The following is a 17030-nucleotide window of genomic DNA, read 5'->3' on the forward strand; positions in this document are numbered from 1 at the left end:
GCAACGGGCAGACTCGCTCCCATGACCGCCGCGCCGCCCGCACTGCCGCTGCGCCCGCCCACCCACCGGGTGAGCCCGCGAGCCGTGCTGTGGTGGCGGCTGCGCGCCCTGTTCACGACGGTGGCGCTCGGCGTCCCGCAGGCGGTCGTGGCGGTCCTGCTGAGCACCGACGTCTCCGCCTGGCTCACGACCACCACCGTCCTGACGGCCGTCGCGGGTCTCGCGTACGTGGCCGTGGTGCCGCCGCTGCTCTACCGGATCCACCGCTGGGAGGTCACGCCCGAGGCGGTCTACACCCTCTCGGGCTGGCTGGTGCGGGAGTGGCGGATCGCGCCGATCTCCCGGGTCCAGACCGTCGACACCGAGCAGGGGCCACTGCAGCAGCTGCTGAAGCTGGCGAGCGTCACCGTCACCACGGCGTCGGCGCGCGGGCCGGTCACGATCCGGGGGCTCGACGAGGCCGCGGCGGCCGAGCTCGCCCGCACCCTGACCGAGACCACCCAGGCCACCCCCGGGGACGCGACGTGACGCAACCGCCCGACGCGACGCCGTGGCGGCGCCTGGACAAGCGGATGCTGGCCGTCACCCCGCTGTCCAACGTGGTGCGGCTGCTCCCGGTGGCGGTGATCCTGCTGCTCACCGGCCGGGGCGACCCGGTCGCGCGCCTGTGGGTGCCGCTCGGGATCGCGCTCGTGCTCGTCATCGGCGGTGTGGTGCGGTGGCGCACCACGCGCTACCGGATCACCGACGAGCGGGTGGAGCTGCACAGCGGCTGGCTGAACCGGCAGCGCCGCTCGGTGCCGCGGGACCGGATCCGCACCGTGGACCTCACCGCGCGCCTGCTGCACCGGGTGTTCGGGCTCAGCGTGGTGCACGTCGGCGCCGCGTCCGGCTCGCCGCTCGACAGCTCCGGGCTCGTCCTCGACGCCGTGAGCAAGGCCGAGGCCGACCGGTTGCGCCGCGAGCTGCTCGACCGCCCCCGGACGGACGGGGTGCCGCAGCCCGACCTGCCCACCACGGCCCCCGCCCCGGTGGAGGAGCTGGCCCGCCTGCAGTGGTCGTGGCTGCGCTTCGCCCCGTTGACGTTCTCCTCGATCGCAGGCGTCGGAGCGGTCATGGCGGCGGTGCTCAACCTGTTCGACAACCTGGGCGTCGACCCGCGCGACGTCCCGTCGCTCGACGACGCCGCGCAGGACCTCGCCACCGCGCCGATCTGGGTGGCGGTCGCCACCGTCGGGGCCGTGCTGCTCGTGGTGGCCGTCGCCGGGGCGCTGCTGCTGTTCGCCGAGCGCTGGTACGGCTACCGCCTCACGCGCGAGGCCACCGCGGAGCTGGGTGGCGCGCTGCGCGTACGGCGTGGGCTGCTCACCCGCCGCTCGCTGTCGGTGGCCGAGCGGCGGCTGCGCGGCGCGGAGGTCGTGGAGCCGCTGCTGCTGCGCGCCGGGCGTGGGGCGCAGGCCCGCGCGCTGGCGGCCGGGCTGTCGCGGGAGTCGCAGGGCGGTGTGCTGGAGCCCCCGGCGCCGCGCGCCGAGACCCACCGCGTGGCCGGCCTGGCGCTGCGGGAGCACCCGGAGCTCGCCACGCTCGCGCCGCTGCGCAGGCACCCGCGCGCCGCTCTGCAGCGGCGGCTGACGCGCGCGGTCGGGCCTGCCGCCGCCCTGGTCGTGCTCGCATTCGCCGCCGGAGCTGCCGTGCCGCTGCCGTGGCTCGGCCCGGCGAGCCTCGTCCTGCTGCCGACGGCGGTGCTGCTCGCGCTGGACCGCTACCGCAACCTCGGCCACGAGCTCACGGTCCGCCACCTCGTCACCCGCGAGGGCTCGGTGCAGCGGCGCACGGTCGCGCTCCAGCGCACCGGTGTGATCGGCTGGACGTTCCGGCAGAGCGTCTTCCAACGCCGTGCGGGGCTGGTGGAGCTCGAGGCGGTCACCGCCGCCGGGGCGGGCGGGTACCGGGTGCTCGACGTCTCCGCCCCGGACGGCGTCGCGCTCGCCGACGCCACGGTCCCCGGGCTGCTCACGCCGTTCCGCGCGGATCTGAGCCGGCAGGACTCGCGTACCGCGTGACCGCTGCGGTCCGGCTCAGCGGCGGCGCCGCTTCGTCCCGAACAGCCCCCGGGTGATCTCCCGGCCCAGCGCGCTGGCCGCCGACCGCATGAACGAGCGGACCACCGGCGACTCGAACGCCTTCTCCACGAAGCTCGGCTCGGCACGCTCCGGCGGCGGGGCCGGGGCCTCCGGCGGTGGTGCGTCGGCAGGCGCCGGGGCGGGCTGCTCCGCGATCCGCGCCGTCAGCTTCTCGTAGGCCGACTCCCGGTCGACGGTCTCGCCGTACTTCGCGTACAGCGGCGACGTCTTCGCCGCGGCGGCCACGGCGTCGGGACCGATGGCCGCCATCAGCGACCGCGGCGCCCGCATGCGGGCCCACGCCACCGGGGTGGGCGCGCCCCGCTCGGACAGCACGGTGACCACGGCCTCACCGGTGCCCAGCGTGGTGAGCGCCTCCTCGAGGTCGTAGTTCTTCGTGGTGGGGTAGGTCTTGACCGTCTTGGCGAGCGCCGCCTGGTCCTCGGGGGTGAAGGCGCGCAACGCGTGCTGGATCCGCGCGCCGAGCTGCGAGAGCACCGCGTTGGGCACGTCGGTGGGCAGCTGGGTGCAGAAGAACACCCCGACGCCCTTCGACCGGATCAGCTTGACGGTCTGCTCGATCCGCTCCAGGAACGCCTTGGACGCGCCGTCGAACAGCAGGTGCGCCTCGTCGAGGAAGCACACGAGCTTGGGCTTGTCGAGGTCACCCGCCTCGGGCAGCTCCTCGAACAGCTCGGCGAGCAGCCACATGAGGAACGTCGACCACAGCCGCGGGTTCGCCTGCTGCTCAGCGAGCTCCAGCAGCGTGACGACACCCTTCCCGTCGACCTGACGCAGGAGGTCGCCGGGCTCGAACTCCGGCTCGCCGAAGAAGTCGTCGCCGCCCTGCGCCTCCAGGTTCACCAGCGCACGCAGGATCACCCCCGCGGTGGCCGAGGAGACCCCGCCGATGCCCTTCAGGTCGACCTTGCCCTCGTCGGAGGTGAGGTGCTGGATGACCGCGCGCAGGTCCTTCGTGTCGAGCAGCGGCAGCCCGCGCTGGTCGGCCCAGTGGAAGATCAGGCCGAGCGTCGACTCCTGCGTGTCGTTGAGATCCAGCACCTTGCTCAGCAGGATCGGCCCGAACTGCGTGAGCGTGGCCCGGATCGGCACCGCCGCGCTGCCACCACCCAGCGACAGGAACTCGACCGGGAACGCGGTGGGCGTCCAGTCGTCGCCGGTGTCCTTCGCCCGCGACTCGATCTTCTCCCCGCCCTCACCCGGCCGGGCCATGCCGGACAGGTCGCCCTTCACGTCGGCGAGCAGGACGGGCACACCCGCCGCGGAGAGCTGCTCAGCGATCCCCTGCAACGTCTTGGTCTTGCCGGTGCCGGTGGCGCCGGCCACCAGCCCGTGCCGGTTCAGCGTCGCGAACGGGATGCGCACCCGGGCGCTCGGGTCGACCGAGCCGTCGACGACGACGCTGCCCAGCTCCAGGGCGGCCCCTTCGGTGGCGTACCCGGCGGCGATCTCCTGTGCGGCCGTGTTGTTCACGGCGCCGGAGCCTACTGGTAACGGGGCTGTCAGAAGGAACGACGAGATCACGACACGCGCGGGAGCGGGCACCCCGGCCCCCCGCGGGCATAGTGTGACGCCGTGACCGACCGGCTGGTGTGGATCGACTGCGAGATGACCGGGCTCGACCTCGGGCGGGACGCGCTCATCGAGATCGCGGTACTCGTCACCGACGGCGACCTCACGGTGCTCGGCGAAGGCGTCGACCTCGTCATCCACGCCGACGAGGACGCGCTGACCGGCATGCCCGAGGTCGTGCGGGACATGCACGAGAAGTCCGGGCTCACCGAGGAGGTGCGCGCCTCCACCGTCACCGTGGCCGAAGCAGAGCAGATCGCACTCGACTACATCCGGCAGCACGTGCCCGACCCGCGCACCGCCCCCCTCGCCGGCAACTCGATCGCCACCGACCGCGCGTTCCTCTCCCGCGACATGCCCGAGCTCGACAGCCACCTCCACTACCGGATGGTCGACGTCAGCTCCGTCAAGGAACTCGCCCGGCGCTGGTACCCCCGCGTGTTCTACGCCAAGCCCGAGAAGGGCCTCGCCCACCGCGCCCTCGCCGACATCATGGAGTCGATCCGCGAGCTCGAGTACTACCGCCGCACCCTGTTCGTGCCACCCCCCGGACCCACCACCGAGGCCGCACAGGCGGTGGCCGCCGCGCTACCGGCAACCCGCTTCGAGGCACCGCACCCGCCACGCTAAGCTTGGTCGTGCAGCCCGGCCCCGGCCGGGATCGCGTGGTGGGTGTAGCTCAGCTGGTAGAGCACCTGGTTGTGGTCCAGGAAGTCGCGGGTTCAAGTCCCGTCACTCACCCCATGCCGAGGCACCCCGCCGCTCGGCCCCGGAAACGCTCGTGTTAGCGTTATCGGGCGCCGAGCGGGAGGGCGCAACGGCAGGCGCCGCTAGCTCAATTGGCAGAGCAGCTGGCTCTTAACCAGCGGGTTCGGGGTTCGAGTCCCTGGCGGCGCACGGGCGAGGGCGAGGTGTGTTCGCGGAAAGCGCGAACCTACCTCGCCCTCTTCGTTTTCTGGGGGTGCAACCCCCAGACCCCGCCCGGAGGGGCTTCGCCCCCCGGACCCCCCTTCCATGGGGCGCCTTCCCTCGCCCGGCTCACCGTCCTTCTCGGGTGGCCTTCGCTTCGCTCGGCTTCCATGGCCCGCCTTCGCTTCGCTCGGCTCCGTAGGTCGCCTTCCCCGCTCGACTTCCGTGGAGCACCTTCCCTCGCTCGGTTTCCACGGGGAACCTTCGCTTCGCGCGCACTCTGCAGATCGAAAACCACCTGCTTCCCGGCCGCGCGGACCCTAGCGTGCGCGGACGTGTTGATCCGGGACTTCTCGTCGGCCGACTGGGCGCAGGTCTGGCCGATCATCCGCGACGTCGTCCAGGCCCAGGAGACGTTCCCCTACGACCCGGCGATGACCGAGGAGCAGGCCAACGTGGCTGGAGGCGCCGCCGGGGCTCACCGTGGTCGCGGTCGACGGCCCGGTCGACGGATCAGGCGACGGCACGGTGCTCGGCACCGCGAAGATGGGCGCCAACCGGCCGGGCCCCGGCGCGCACGTCGCCTCGGCGAGCTTCATGGTCGCGGCCGGGGCGCGCGGTCGGGGCGTCGGCACCGCCTTGTGCCGCTTCGCGCTCGGCTGGGCCCGCGAACGCGGGTTCGCGGGCATGCAGTTCAACGCCGTGGTGGAGACCAACAAGCCCGCCGTGGCGATCTACGAGCGGCTCGGCTTCGAGGTCGCCGGGACGGTCCCCGGCGCCTTCGCCCACCCGGTGCACGGCCGGGTGGGGCTGCACGTCATGTACTGCCCGTTCTGACCTGCACTGTGCCCCACGTCACATCCGGGGCGTGTCGAGGGGCCGCACACGACTCCGTCCCCGTCGTGTCCGCCGGCGACCGCCGGCCCGATGCGACAGGAGATCGTGATGCGCAAGCTCGTGGTGCAGCAGTGGGTGACCGTCGACAACATCGTCGCGGAGGAGGACGGGGGCCTCGGCTTCGTGACCGCGTCGCCGTTCCCCGAGACCGTCGAGAGCGCGTTCCAGCAGCGCGTGATGGAGCTGATCGACACCGTCGACACGCTCGTCCTCGGGGCGAACACCTACGCGCAGTCCAAGGACTACTGGCCCCACGCCACCGAGCAGGGCGAGTACGGGAAGAAGCTGAACGAGCTCACCAAGTTCGTCGCGTCGACGACGCTGGAGGAAGCACCCTGGGGCGACTTCCCCGCCGCCACCGTGACGCGCGACCCGGTCACCACGGTGCGGGAGCTCAAGGAGCAGGACGGCAAGGACATCTGGCTGTGGGGCAGCCTGCAACTCATGCGCTCCCTGCTCGCCGCAGGCCTGGTCGACGATGTGCGGATGCTGGTCTGCCCGGTGTCGCGGGGCAAGGGCACGCACCTGTTCGAGGACCGGCAGGACCTGCGACTGCTCGAGGCCACCGGGTTCGAGACCGGCGTGACCCTGATGCGCTACGCGATCAGGAGCTGAGCGCCGCCCGGGTGTTCTGGAACGCCGCGATCCGCCAGTCGTCGCCGTCGCGCACGAGCACGAACGAGACCACCGACGCCCGGTCGGCGGGGGTGGCCTCCTGCCCCGGCGGGCGGGTGCCGCCTGCGGCGAGCACGTGGGCCACGTCCCCGCCCAGGTACCGGACCGGCACGGTGGCCGTGGGCGGATCCATCCGGAAGCCGCGCAGCGGACCGGCGAACAAGGCGCGGTGTCCCTCCTCGATGGCCGTGCGGCCGCGCACGACGGTGCCGTCGAAGATCACGTAGGTGGCGTCGGGGGTGAACAGGTCGGCGTAGGCGGTGGCGTCGCCGTCGTTCCAGGCGGCGGCGAGTCGGGTGAGGGTGTCCTCGACGGACGCGGGCATCGTCGGTTCCTTTCGGTGGTTGTGGGTGTCGGGAGGCTCGAGACGGCCGGTCACGTCATGGGCGGCACCGCCAGGTCCCGCAGGTCCGCGGGCCAGTCGAGGCGCCCGTCGTCGAGGTCGGCGAGCAGGCCCGCCACCCAGTCGCGTTCGGCCGTGAGGCGCGCGATGTCGAACTCGGCCTCCACGAGGAGCAGGCGCGGCAGGGCCGGGGCCGCCGCGAGGCCGGCGCGCACCTCGTCGACCCGGCGTTCCAGCTCGGCCCGCCGGACGTCGAGCGCCGCGCGGGCCTGCGGCGGCGACAGGCAGCCCAGGAAGGACAGGGCGGCCACGAACAGCGTGGCGTCCGGATCGGGGTGCTCGAGCAGCCGCCGCACCCGGTCGACGAGCTCGGCCCGGCCTGCCCCGGTGAGGCCGTACACGGTGCGCTCGGGACGCCCGGCGGCCCGGTCGGTGCGCACCACCTCGATCAGTTCGGCGCGCAGCAGCCGTTCCACGGCGTGGTACATGCTGCGCGGCAGCCCGGTCACGAAGTCCTTGTGCGTGTCGATCATCAGCCGGTGCATCTCGTACGTGTGCCGCGGGCCCGTGGTGAGCAGGGCGAGCACCGTGAGCGCCGGCAGGTCCCGGTCGCCGCGCCGCAGGGGCATCTCCACCTCCTTAGTGAGTGTTGCAGTATTGCATGTTGCACTAGCGCCTGCAAATAATCGATTATCAGAAGCCGACGACTACGATCCCGGTCATGGCCGATCGACCCGCGAAGCAGATGCTGTCGGGGCGGGTGTACGACGAGCTGCGCGACGCGATCCTGCGCGGCGACTTCGCCCCCGGTGCCGCGCTCAAGCCGCAGGAGCTGGCGAGCGCCCACGGCGTGAGCCTCGCGGTGGTGCGGGAGGCGCTCGTGCGCCTCGTCGGCGACGGCCTGGCCAGCCGGCTCACCAACCGCGGGTTCGCGGTGCCGTTGCAGTCCGACCAGCGCTGGCAGGACCTGGCCGAGGCGCGCCGCACCGTGGAGGTCGCCATGCTGCGTCTGGCCATCGAGCGCGGCGACCTGGACTGGGAAGCCCGCGTGCGCGCGGCGCACCACAAGCTCGCCCGCACCCCGGCCCACGAGCCCGGTTCGGCCCGCGTGATCAGCGCGGCGTGGTCACGGGCGCACCGCGACTTCCACCGCGCCCTGCTCGACGGCAGCGGCAACGCGGTGCTGCTCGAGACGTTCGACCGGATGTGGCTGGCCGGCGAGCTGGCGCGCCGCTGGGCGGGGCGCCGCGGGCCCGCCCGTGACCACCTCGCCGAGCACCGCGGGCTCGAGGAGGCCGCACTGGCCCGCGACGCCGACACCGCGGCCGCGCTGCTCGAGCAGCACATCACGCAGACTGCGGCCGATCTCTCCGGACAGGCCGATCAGCAGGCCGTCTTGTAGAAGTACTGGGACTTCGCGTCCATGTCGGCCTGGGTGATCGCCACCAGGTCGGTCTGGATCTCCCGCTCCACCGGCTTGCCCTCGATCGCGTTCACGACCTGCTGGACGCCCTGGCGCCCGATCGTGGCGGGGTCCTGGGCGATCAGCGCGGAGACCTCGCCCGAGCGCAGGTCCTCCACCTGGTTCGGGCTGGCGTCGAACCCGACGAGCTTGACCTGCCCGGTCTTGCCCGCGTTGCGCAGCCCGGTGGCCGCCCCCTCGCCGGAGTTGAGGTTGGTGGCGAACACGGCGGCGAGGTCGGGGTCGCTGGACAGCTTCGCCGACACCTTCTGCGCCGCCACCGCGGGCTGGTTGTCGGTGTACTCCTGGCCGAGGTAGGTGATGCCGGGGTGCTTCGCGATCTCCTCCGCGAAGCCGCGCTCGCGGGCGTCGGTGGTGGACGTGCCCGCCTTCGTGTTGAGCACCATCACCTTGCCCTGGTCGCCGATCAGCTCCGCCACGGTCTGCGCGGCGAGCCGGCCACCCTGCTCGTTGTTCGACGACACGGTCGACAGGGCCACCGACTCGTCCTGCAGCCGGGTGTCCACCTCGACGACCTTGATCCCGGCGTCCTTGAGCTGGGTCATCGGGTTGGCGAGCGCGACGTCGTCGGTGGGCGCGATCAGCACCCCGGCGGGCCGCGTGGACAGCACGCCGGTGACGATCGGGGTCTGCAGGGCCGCCTCGAACTGGTCGGGTGCCTGGGTGTCGAGCTGGTAGCCGAGCTTCGCCGCCTCCTCCTCGGCACCGCACTGCATCGAGATGTAGAACGGCTCGGCCTTGACGCCCGGCATCAGCACCAGGTTCTTGTTGGCCGGGGCCTCGGCCTCACCGCCCGAGCCCTCGCCGATCGTGCCGCTGTTCCCGCACCCGGCCGCGAGCAGCGCCAACGCCGCCGCCACCGCCGCAGATCCCATCCGCCTGCGCCTCCGCACTCGGCCTCGCTGCGCTCGGCCGGCGCTTCGCGCGGGCCGCTGTGACACTGATTCGCTCGCACGCTCGCTCATCGCGCGCTCCTCCTCACCCGCGGTCCCGGGACCGCCGCCGGACCTGGTCGAACCACACGGCGGCCACCAGCACCGCGCTGATCGCCACCGGTTGCCAGAACTGCTGCACCCCGACGATGACGAAGCCCTTCGTCAGCACCGCGGGGATGAACACACCGATCACCGTGCCGAAGACCGTGCCGACGCCGCCGAACAGGCTCGTGCCGCCCAGCACGACCGCGGCGATGGCGTTCAGGTTGTCGGTCGAGTGCCCGCTGATCGTGGTGGTGCCGAAGTAGGCGAGCGACATGAACCCGGCCAGGCCCGCCAGCACCCCGACGCCCGTGTAGACGCGCACGAGGTGACCGCGCACGGGGATGCCCGCGCGCCGGGCCGCCTCGGCGTTCGACCCGACCGCGAACGTCCGGCGGCCGAACCGGGTGGTGTGCAGCAGCCAGGCGCCCAGGAGCGTCACGACGGCCGCCAGCGCCACCATGTGGGGCACCTGGAAGGTCTGACCGAAGCCCAGCCCGTCGCGCAGCACCTTGGGCACCGTGCGGACGTCCACCCCATCGGTGATCAGCTGTGCCGCACCCAGCGCGGCGCCGAACGACCCGAGCGTGACGATCAGCGGCGGGATCCGCGCCATGGCGACGAGGACCCCGTTGAGCAGGCCCCAGGCGCCGCCGCCGACGAGCGCGGCCACGAGCCCCGCGATCACGACACCCGGCCCGGCGTCGGTGGCGTCCCCTCCGCCGAGCGACTCCATCAGCGTGGCCGCGACGACCCCGGAGAACACCAGCACGGACCCGACCGACAGGTCGATGCCGGCCGTGATGATCACGAACGTCATCCCGACGGCGAGCACGAGCAGCACCGACGCCTCGATCAGCAGCGTCTGCAGCGTGAAGAGCGTGGGGAACGCGTCCGGCCGCAGCACGCTGAACAGCACGCACAGCACCACGAGCACGAGCCCGATCCAGAACGTGGACGCGGCGGCCACCCGCTGCACCGGCGAGCGCTGCAGGGGCGCCCGGACCTCGGTGTCGGTCACTGCTCCTCCTCCTGCGTGAGCGCACCGGTCATGGCGCCGACGAGCTCCTCGAGCGTGACGTCGTCGGCCCGGAACCGGGCGACGCGCGCACCGAGCCGCAGCACCTCGATCCGGTCGGCCACGGCGAGGACCTCGGGCATGTTGTGGCTGATCAGGACCACCGCCACCCCGGTGTCGCGCACCTTGCGCACGACCTCGAGCACCCGCTCGCGCTGCACCACGCCGAGCGCCGCCGTGGGCTCGTCGAGGAACACCACCCGGCTCGCCCACACCACCGACCGGGCCACCGCCACGCTCTGGCGCTGCCCGCCCGACAGCGACCCGATCGGGACGTCGAGGTCCTGCAGGGTGACGCCGAGGCGCGCGAACTGCTCGGCCGCCTGGCTGCGCATCCGCTGCTTGTCCAGCATGCCGAGCGCGCCCAGCAGCCCGGGGCGGCGCAGCTCGCGGCCGAGGAACAGGTTGGCGGCGGGATCGAGATCAGGGGCGACGGCGAGGTCCTGGTAGGCGGTCTCGATGCCGTAGGCGCGGGCGGCCGTCGGCGATTCCAGCACCACCTGCTCGCCCGCGATCGAGATCGTGCCGGAGTCGGGTTGCTCCACCCCGGACAGGCACTTCACCAGCGTCGACTTGCCCGCGCCGTTGTCCCCGATCAACGCGACGACCTCACCGGCCGACACGTCGAACGACGCCCCGCGCAGCGCCTGCACCGAGCCGTAGCTCTTGCGCAGATCACGCGCCTGCAGCAGCGGGGTGGCCCCGTCGCCCGATCCCGTCACGCACGCCCCCCGATCCTCGACGACCAGGTACCCCAGCCTGGCCCTCCGGAGGCGTTCTGTCGATCACTCGACGGGCCCCAGGCAGGTCGCGTCGCTCAACACCATGCCGTCGGCCACGATGCAGGCGACCTCACCGTCACCGGCGCGGCCGATCCACACGGGGTAGGCGCCGTCGCCCCACCCGATCCGGAAGGCGATCAGGTTCGTCCCCGTCTCCGGATCCTCCAGCTCGACACTGTCGGCCGCGAGGACGGTCGCGCTCAGCTCCTCCCACAGCCCCCGCGGCTCGTCCCAGTGCCTGCTCGCCTCGACGAGCCCCGGCAACGCTGCGGCGTCGAAGAAGGAGAGCAGCCCGGCGTCGACCCCGACGCCGAAGAACTCGCCGTCGCCGAGCGTGCTCGGGTCCTGTCCCGGGAACAGCGCCTGCTCCCACGTGACCGGCGCGACGTCCCGCACGTCCACGCGGCACCCCGCCACCCGGACGTGCTCCGGGTTCTCCGCGAACCGCGCGAGCGCCAACGTCACCGGGTGCCGCCCGCGCGGGAAGGTGGCGGTGAGCGCCTCCCGACCACCTGTGGCGAGGTGGCCGGGATCCGCCACGACGAGCTGCCCCGTGGGCAGCCGCAACATGCCCGCGGGGCGGGTCTCGACGACGACCTCGGGGGTGCCGCCGTGCTCGTCCGCCTCCAGGAGATAGCGCGTGGGCGGGCCGAACATCGTGACGATCTCGGGGCCCGGCTGCATCGGGCACCCCTGCCGGGCGATCGGCGGCTCCCCGGCCGGGGCTGCCGGGCGCTCGTGCGGAGCGTGGGGGACGACGCGGTGCCGATCGCGCTCCGGCGGCGAATCGAGCACGAAGGTGGCGAGTGGCTTCCAGCTCCCGAACCCGGGCTGATCGACCCACCGGTCGTGGGTCGCGAGCGCGCGGAACGCCGACTCGGGCGCGTCGATCGCCTGCACGACGGGCTTCCCGCCCACGCCGAACGTCGTCAGGCACCGCGGCGACCCCGTGTCGAACTCGGGCCGGTCCGCGGCGGCGTAGCGCCACTCCGCCATCCGGATCAGGGCCATCCGGTCGACGACCAGCGTGCGGAACTCGAACAGGGACGCCCGCCGCAGGTGCGCGTCGAGGCGCCAGGCCGTGATCTCGTCCTTCCGCAGCTCCACCTCCACCAGCACGGTCTGCCCGGAGCCGCGGAGCAGGGCGGCGTAGGGCTCGCCCGCCAGGTGCCTGCGACGCGCGTCCGCCACCGGCATCGGCCCGGCGAGCGTGCGGCGCTGCGGATCCCACGACTCGCCGTACTCGGCGTCGAACTGCACCTTCGCGGTCGTCATCGGGCCCTCCTCGTCACGAGACGTACGACCCCTCGGACCGCGGCCCGGTTGGGGCGGGGATCCTGGAAGATCGTCGCAGGGAGGGGGGCTCGCGATGACCGCGGTCGAGGGCGTGCGTGCACGGCCCCGGATGGCGCACGCGCTCGCACCCGCGGGGGTCTACCTCGGCGTCCGGGCGGTCGGTGTGGCCGTCCTCGCCCTGATGGCGGGCCCGGCCCGGCTGGTGCCGGAGCTCACCAGCTGGGACGCGGCCTGGCTGCTCGCGATCGCCGGGCACGGCTACGACGGGGTGCCGGCCCACATGGTCGACGCCTTCGGCAACCACACGCGCGACACCGCCACCGGCTTCTTCCCCGGCTACCCCGCGCTCGTCGCCGCGCTGGGCGTGTTCACCGGCGGCAACCTCGGGGTCGCGGGCCTGCTCGTCTCCGCGCTCGCGGGCGTGGCCGCGGCCTACGGGATCTCCCGCATCGGCGAGCTCGTGCCCGGCGGGTCCCGGCGCGCCGGGCTGCTGCTCACCGCCCTGTTCGCCGCCACGCCGATGAGCGTGGTGCTCTCGATGGCCTACACCGAGGCGCTCTTCTGCGCCCTGGCGGCGTGGGCGCTGGTGTGCGTGCTGCAGGAGCGGTGGCTCCTCGCAGGCTTCTGCGCGGCGGGCGCCGGGCTCGTGCGGCCCACGGCGTCGGCGGTGGTCGGGGCAGTCGGGCTGGCGGCGCTCGTGGCGGTGCTCGACCGCCGGCACGGGTGGCGGCCGTGGGCCGGCGGGTTGCTCGCCGTCTCCGGCCTGCTCGGCTACCTCGGGTGGGTCGCCTTGCGCACGGGCGAGCCCGACGGCTGGTTCCGCGTGCAGCGCAGCGGCTGGGGCTGGTACCTCGACGGGGGCGCGGCCACCGCCCTGTACCTCGCCCGCGTGCTGGCCGGGGGCGAGCGCGTGTTCGAGCTGGTCACCGTGCTCGCGCTCGCCGGCAGCCTCGTCCTGCTCGGCGTCGCGGTGGCCCGGCGGACGCCCTGGCCGCTGCTCGCCTACGCCGCGCTCGCGCTGATGTCCGTGTGGGGCACCCACGGGCTGATGAACGCCAAGCTGAGGCTGCTCGTGCCGGCGTTCGTGCTGCTGGTGCCGGTGGCGACGGGCCTCGCAAGACGCCGGCCCACCACCGCGGTGGCGGTCGTGGTGGCCGCGGCACTCACCTCGGCGTGGTTCGGCGGCTACGCCCTGACGACCTGGCGGTACGGAATCTAGGAGGGCGGGGGCGCCGGGGTTCAGGAACGCCACGTCCCTGTCCTGCAGGTTCAGGAACGTGGCGTTCCTGAACCACCCGGGTCGTCCGCGGGGGCCCGCTTGTGGGCGCGCAGCGAGCCGGCGTGCGCCGTGAGCGTTGGGTCCTTGCGCGTCTTGATCAGGCTCGCCACCGTGACGACCACCAGGACGGTGATGATCACGCCGAGGCTGATCGGCGTGGTGATCTCGGGGATGTCCGGGGAGATGTCCTCGTGGGCCCAGTGCAGGATCAGCTTCACCCCGATGAAGCCCAGGATGATCGACAGGCCGGTGGACAGGTAGACGAGCCGGTCGAGCAGGCCCTTCACCAGGAAGTACAGCGCACGCAGACCGAGCAGCGCGAACGCGTTGGCCACGAAGACGATGTAGGCCTCCGAGGTGACCCCGAAGACCGCGGGGATCGAGTCGAGCGCGAACAGCAGGTCGATGCTGCCGATGGCGAGCAGCACGATGAACAGCGGCGTGGCCACCCGGCGACCCTCGACGCGCGCCACGAGCTTGCCCCCGACGTACTCGTCGGTGAGCGGGAGCACCCGGCGGGCCGTGCGCACGACCGCGTTGTCCTCGACGTCGGGGTCCTCGTCGCGGTGCCGGAACAGCTGCACCGCCGTGTAGATCAGCAGGAGCCCGAAGAGCAGGAACATGAACGAGAACAGCGACAGCAGCGTGGCGCCGAGCGCGATGAAGATCGCGCGCATGATCAGCGCCAGGATGATGCCGAAGGTCAGCACCATGTGCTGGTGCTCCTCGGGCACCGCGAACGTCGTCATGATGATCACGAAGACGAACAGGTTGTCGACCGACAGGCTCTTCTCGACGATGTAGCCGGCGAAGTACTGGGTGCCGAAGTCACCGCCGTAGGCCATGGCGAACCAGACCCCGAAGCCCACCGCCACCAGGATGTAGAAGACCGACCACGCCGTGGCCTCGCGGAATCCGACGCGGTGGGGCCGCACGGCGGCCAGCACCAGGTCGAACGCGAGGAGCAGCACGATCAACCCGATCGTCACCGCCCAGGTGAGCCCGCTGATCTCGAGCACGTGCGCGCCTCCGCCCTTCATTACCTGCCCTTTACCCAGCGAGCGTAGCGGCCGCCGCCACCGGGGGACGGCTCACCGCGACCGTGTTAGTCGCTCCCGGGGGCGGGTAGGCCCTGATCGCCGCCGTCCGGTGGCATACCCATTCGAGGAGGAACCATGGCTCTCGACGACGACGACATGACCACCACCGGTGGCAGCGGGACCGAGGGCCCGGCCGACGCCGGTGCAGGCGGCGGCACGCCAGGGGTCCGCGACAGCGGCGCCGACAGCGGCGCGGAAGGTCCGGCCGACTCCGGGGCCGAGGGCGGCACCCCGGGTGTCGAGGACGGCGGCGCCGACGGAGGCGCCGAAGGGCCCGCCGACTCCGGGGCCGGTGGCGGCACGCCGGGCGTCTCGGACGGCGGCGCGGACGGGGGCGCCGACAGCGGTGCCCGCTGACACCACACCGCAACCGCGGGTGGCCGGGCGCACCGAGGACGTGCGCCCGGCCACCGCGCTCACCCGCGTCACCGGGCTCGCGCCCGCCGAGTTCGCCGACCGGCACTGGGGCCGCGTCCCGCTGCTGGCCCGGGGCCGCGACCGGGACGGGTTCCGCGACCTGCTCGACCTCGACGGCGTCGACGAGCTGCTGTCGCGACGCGGGTTGCGCACGCCGTTCCTGCGGCTGGCGCGCGACGGCGCGGTGGTCGACTCCCGCTCGTTCACCGGCTCGGGCGGGGTCGGGGCGGAGATCCGCGACCAGGTCCGCGACGACGCCGTGGCCGCGCTCTTCGCCGACGGCAGCACCGTCGTGCTCCAGGCGCTGCACCGCACCTGGCCCGCCGTCGCCGCGTTCGCCACCGGGCTCGGCACCGAGCTCGGGCACCCCGTGCAGGCGAACGCCTACGTCACCCCGCCGCAGTCGCGCGGGTTCTCCGCCCACTACGACGTGCACGACGTGTTCGTGCTGCAGCTCGCCGGGTCCAAGCACTGGACGGTGCACGCGCCCGTGCACCCCGACCCGCTGCGCGACCAGCCGTGGAACGACCACGCCGACGCGGTCGCCTCCCGCGCCCGTGACGACGCCCCGGCCCTCGACGCGGTGCTCGAACCCGGCGACGTGCTCTACCTGCCCCGCGGCTGGCTGCACGCGGCCACCGCGCTGGGCGGCGTCTCAGCGCACCTGACGGTGGGCGTGCACGTCGTCACCCGGTTCGCGCTGGTGGAGGCGCTCACCGCACTCGTGGCGGGGGACCCACGGCTGCGGGAGTCGCTGCCGCTGGGCATCGACGTGGCCGACCCGGCCGCGCTCGCCCCGCACCTCGACGCCGTGCGCGACGCCCTGGCCGGCGCACTGGCGGGCGTCGGCGCGGAGGACGTGGCCGCGCACGTGCGGCGCCGGGTGTGGCAGGGCGCGCGGCCGGAGCCGATCGGCCCGGTGGCCGCGGCCGAGTTCGCGGCGGGTCTCGCCGCGGGCGACGCGGTGCGGTTGCGGCTGGGCCTGCGCCACCGGCTCGTCGAGGGCACGGAGCGGGTGCGCCTCGAACTGCCCGACCGGCGGATCGACCTGCCGATCGCCTGTGCCGAACCGCTGCGCGCTCTTCTCTCCGCAGATGCGTGTCGCGTGGGTACCCTCCCGGGGATGGACGAGGCCGACCAGCTGGTGCTGGTGCGCCGTCTCCTGCGGGAGGGCGTGCTGGTGCCCGCGTCGCGGACGTGACGGGTCCCTGGCCGCGGTGCGCGTTCGCCGCGCAGGCGGCGGATGACCCGGTCGAGGGCACGGCACCGCCCGGCGACCGGTGGCTGCTCGTCGAGCACCCGGGCCCGTGGCCGGCGCAGGCGCTGGCCGCGCTGTCGGTCGCGGTGGCGAGCGAGCTGGCCGAGTGGGCGGCGCGGTCGAACGGCCGGGTGCTGCTCGTGCGGCGCCCGGGGCGGGCGCGCACCGGGGAGCGCCGCCGCTGGTTCCGCGTGGACTCGCGGCCGGGGCAGGAGTCGGTGCGCACGGGCACCTACGACGCCGAGGCGCAGCTACCGGCCGTGCTCGACGACCCCGGCGAGCCCCACGACGGCCCGCTGGTGCTCGTCTGCACCCACGGGAAGCACGACACCTGCTGCGCGGTGCGCGGGCGTCCGGTGGCCGCCGCGCTCGCGGCAGAGGAACCCGACGCGGTCTGGGAGTGCACGCACGTGGGCGGGTGCCGCTTCGCGCCCGCCGTGGTGCTGCTCCCCCACGGTCACGTGCTGGCCCACCTCGAGGCCGCCGACGCCCCCGCCGTGCTCGCCGCGTACCGCGCGGGACGGCTCGAGCCGGACACCCTGCGCGGCCGGTCGGCGCTGCCACCAGCCGTGCAGGCCGCGCAGCACCACGCCCGGCTGGCCACCGGCGCCACCGGTGTGCACGACCTGCGGCTCGTGCACGTCACCCGCGACCGGGGCGCCGACGGCGTCGTGGACTGGCACGTCGAGCTCGCCGCACCCGACTGCTCGGTGCTCCTGCGCGAGCGCCACGTCGACACCGGGCGCCCGCTCACCTGCGCGGCCGCCCACTCCGGCCGGATGCGGGTCTTCGAGCTGCGGAAACTGCGGGTCCCCTGAAC

At 73.6% G+C, this 17030-nt stretch carries 18 protein-coding genes and 2 tRNA genes; 12 read left to right on the forward strand and 8 right to left on the reverse strand.

The window, feature by feature from the left end:
• Positions 1-21: 21 nt before the first annotated feature.
• Both ACFPL3_RS05970 and ACFPL3_RS05975 read left to right on the forward strand, forming a co-directional pair.
• The gene (locus tag ACFPL3_RS05970) at positions 22-528 is read left to right on the forward strand and encodes a PH domain-containing protein (RefSeq protein ID WP_343946711.1); all 507 of its coding nucleotides are present in this window, start codon (positions 22-24) and stop codon (positions 526-528) included.
• Positions 525-2063, forward strand: a complete 1539-nt coding sequence (locus tag ACFPL3_RS05975) for a PH domain-containing protein (protein WP_379588483.1) — start codon at positions 525-527, stop codon at positions 2061-2063. The genes ACFPL3_RS05970 and ACFPL3_RS05975 overlap by 4 nt, the downstream gene beginning before the upstream one ends.
• A 15-nt stretch (positions 2064-2078) precedes the next feature.
• On the opposite strand, the gene ACFPL3_RS05980 is transcribed toward ACFPL3_RS05975, so the two are convergent.
• Positions 2079-3617, reverse strand: coding sequence for a helicase HerA-like domain-containing protein (locus tag ACFPL3_RS05980; RefSeq protein WP_343938305.1), 1539 nt, complete (start codon positions 3615-3617; stop codon positions 2079-2081).
• A gap of 102 nt (positions 3618-3719) precedes the next feature.
• On the opposite strand from ACFPL3_RS05980, the gene orn reads away from it, so the two are divergent.
• From orn to ACFPL3_RS06005, 5 genes are all read left to right on the forward strand, one after another.
• Positions 3720-4346, forward strand: a complete 627-nt coding sequence (gene orn, locus ACFPL3_RS05985) for an oligoribonuclease (RefSeq protein WP_343938303.1) — start codon at positions 3720-3722, stop codon at positions 4344-4346.
• 38 nt (positions 4347-4384) lie between these two features.
• A tRNA-His gene (locus ACFPL3_RS05990) sits at positions 4385-4460 on the forward strand.
• 80 nt (positions 4461-4540) lie between these two features.
• A tRNA-Lys gene (locus ACFPL3_RS05995) sits at positions 4541-4613 on the forward strand.
• A 495-nt stretch (positions 4614-5108) separates the two neighbouring features.
• Positions 5109-5462, forward strand: coding sequence for a GNAT family N-acetyltransferase (locus ACFPL3_RS06000; RefSeq protein WP_343938301.1), 354 nt, complete (start codon positions 5109-5111; stop codon positions 5460-5462).
• Positions 5463-5570: 108 nt separating this feature from the next.
• Entirely contained in the window at positions 5571-6137 is a 567-nt protein-coding gene (locus ACFPL3_RS06005) for a dihydrofolate reductase family protein (RefSeq protein WP_379588486.1), read from the forward strand.
• Here ACFPL3_RS06005 and ACFPL3_RS06010 read toward each other — a convergent pair.
• Both ACFPL3_RS06010 and ACFPL3_RS06015 read right to left on the reverse strand, forming a co-directional pair.
• On the reverse strand, positions 6127-6522 hold the full coding sequence (locus tag ACFPL3_RS06010; RefSeq protein ID WP_343938298.1) for an SgcJ/EcaC family oxidoreductase: 396 nt from the start codon (positions 6520-6522) through the stop codon (positions 6127-6129). The two genes, ACFPL3_RS06005 and ACFPL3_RS06010, sit on opposite strands and share 11 nt — an antisense overlap.
• A 50-nt stretch (positions 6523-6572) precedes the next feature.
• Positions 6573-7169 (reverse strand): PadR family transcriptional regulator, encoded by a 597-nt coding sequence (locus ACFPL3_RS06015; RefSeq protein WP_343938297.1) that lies wholly within the window; start codon positions 7167-7169, stop codon positions 6573-6575.
• 116 nt (positions 7170-7285) lie between these two features.
• Here ACFPL3_RS06015 and ACFPL3_RS06020 point away from each other — a divergent pair, with 116 nt between their 5' ends.
• Complete coding sequence (locus tag ACFPL3_RS06020) at positions 7286-7942, forward strand: GntR family transcriptional regulator (RefSeq protein ID WP_379588595.1); 657 nt, start codon at positions 7286-7288, stop codon at positions 7940-7942.
• Here the strand turns inward: ACFPL3_RS06020 and ACFPL3_RS06025 are convergent.
• From ACFPL3_RS06025 to ACFPL3_RS06040, 4 genes are all read right to left on the reverse strand, one after another.
• Positions 7924-8898: an ABC transporter substrate-binding protein gene (locus ACFPL3_RS06025; RefSeq protein ID WP_343938293.1), complete on the reverse strand. Its 975-nt coding sequence runs from the start codon at positions 8896-8898 to the stop codon at positions 7924-7926. The two genes, ACFPL3_RS06020 and ACFPL3_RS06025, sit on opposite strands and share 19 nt — an antisense overlap.
• A 103-nt stretch (positions 8899-9001) precedes the next feature.
• Entirely contained in the window at positions 9002-10021 is a 1020-nt protein-coding gene (locus ACFPL3_RS06030) for an ABC transporter permease (protein WP_343938291.1), read from the reverse strand.
• A complete protein-coding gene (locus tag ACFPL3_RS06035; RefSeq protein WP_343938289.1) occupies positions 10018-10800 on the reverse strand; it encodes an ATP-binding cassette domain-containing protein in 783 nt (260 codons plus the stop codon). The genes ACFPL3_RS06030 and ACFPL3_RS06035 overlap by 4 nt, the downstream gene beginning before the upstream one ends.
• Before the next feature lie 63 nt (positions 10801-10863).
• Entirely contained in the window at positions 10864-12135 is a 1272-nt protein-coding gene (locus tag ACFPL3_RS06040; RefSeq protein ID WP_343938287.1) for a DUF4241 domain-containing protein, read from the reverse strand.
• A 94-nt stretch (positions 12136-12229) separates the two neighbouring features.
• On the opposite strand from ACFPL3_RS06040, the gene ACFPL3_RS06045 reads away from it, so the two are divergent.
• Entirely contained in the window at positions 12230-13375 is a 1146-nt protein-coding gene (locus ACFPL3_RS06045) for a hypothetical protein (protein ID WP_343938285.1), read from the forward strand.
• A 50-nt stretch (positions 13376-13425) separates the two neighbouring features.
• On the opposite strand, the gene ACFPL3_RS06050 is transcribed toward ACFPL3_RS06045, so the two are convergent.
• Positions 13426-14454 (reverse strand): TerC/Alx family metal homeostasis membrane protein, encoded by a 1029-nt coding sequence (locus ACFPL3_RS06050; RefSeq protein ID WP_343938283.1) that lies wholly within the window; start codon positions 14452-14454, stop codon positions 13426-13428.
• A 156-nt stretch (positions 14455-14610) separates the two neighbouring features.
• Between ACFPL3_RS06050 and ACFPL3_RS06055 the strand changes: the two genes are divergently transcribed.
• The 3 genes from ACFPL3_RS06055 to ACFPL3_RS06065 are packed head-to-tail and all read left to right on the forward strand — an operon-like array spanning position 14611 to position 17028.
• The gene (locus ACFPL3_RS06055) at positions 14611-14892 is read left to right on the forward strand and encodes a hypothetical protein (protein ID WP_343938281.1); all 282 of its coding nucleotides are present in this window, start codon (positions 14611-14613) and stop codon (positions 14890-14892) included.
• The gene (locus ACFPL3_RS06060; protein WP_379588493.1) at positions 14882-16153 is read left to right on the forward strand and encodes a cupin domain-containing protein; all 1272 of its coding nucleotides are present in this window, start codon (positions 14882-14884) and stop codon (positions 16151-16153) included. Before ACFPL3_RS06055 ends, ACFPL3_RS06060 begins: the two co-directional genes overlap by 11 nt.
• A complete protein-coding gene (locus ACFPL3_RS06065; RefSeq protein WP_343938277.1) occupies positions 16150-17028 on the forward strand; it encodes a sucrase ferredoxin in 879 nt (292 codons plus the stop codon). Before ACFPL3_RS06060 ends, ACFPL3_RS06065 begins: the two co-directional genes overlap by 4 nt.
• The last annotated feature ends 2 nt before the right edge of the window (positions 17029-17030 follow it).

The sequence above is a fragment of the Pseudonocardia zijingensis genome, assembly GCF_042657305.1.
Lineage (GTDB): Bacteria > Actinomycetota > Actinomycetes > Mycobacteriales > Pseudonocardiaceae > Pseudonocardia > Pseudonocardia zijingensis.

Excerpts from the sequence above, each read along its gene's own strand:
- ACFPL3_RS05970 (WP_343946711.1), top strand. The coding sequence starts at position 22 with ATGACCGCCGCGCCGCCCGCACTGCCGCTGCGCCCGCCCACCCACCGG.
- ACFPL3_RS06005 (WP_379588486.1), top strand. The coding sequence starts at position 5,571 with ATGCGCAAGCTCGTGGTGCAGCAGTGGGTGACCGTCGACAACATCGTC.
- ACFPL3_RS06010 (WP_343938298.1), bottom strand. The coding sequence starts at position 6,522 with ATGCCCGCGTCCGTCGAGGACACCCTCACCCGACTCGCCGCCGCCTGG.
- ACFPL3_RS06015 (WP_343938297.1), bottom strand. The coding sequence starts at position 7,169 with ATGCCCCTGCGGCGCGGCGACCGGGACCTGCCGGCGCTCACGGTGCTC.
- ACFPL3_RS06020 (WP_379588595.1), top strand. The coding sequence starts at position 7,286 with ATGCTGTCGGGGCGGGTGTACGACGAGCTGCGCGACGCGATCCTGCGC.
- ACFPL3_RS06025 (WP_343938293.1), bottom strand. The coding sequence starts at position 8,898 with ATGGGATCTGCGGCGGTGGCGGCGGCGTTGGCGCTGCTCGCGGCCGGG.
- ACFPL3_RS06040 (WP_343938287.1), bottom strand. The coding sequence starts at position 12,135 with ATGACGACCGCGAAGGTGCAGTTCGACGCCGAGTACGGCGAGTCGTGG.
- ACFPL3_RS06045 (WP_343938285.1), top strand. The coding sequence starts at position 12,230 with ATGACCGCGGTCGAGGGCGTGCGTGCACGGCCCCGGATGGCGCACGCG.
- ACFPL3_RS06055 (WP_343938281.1), top strand. The coding sequence starts at position 14,611 with ATGGCTCTCGACGACGACGACATGACCACCACCGGTGGCAGCGGGACC.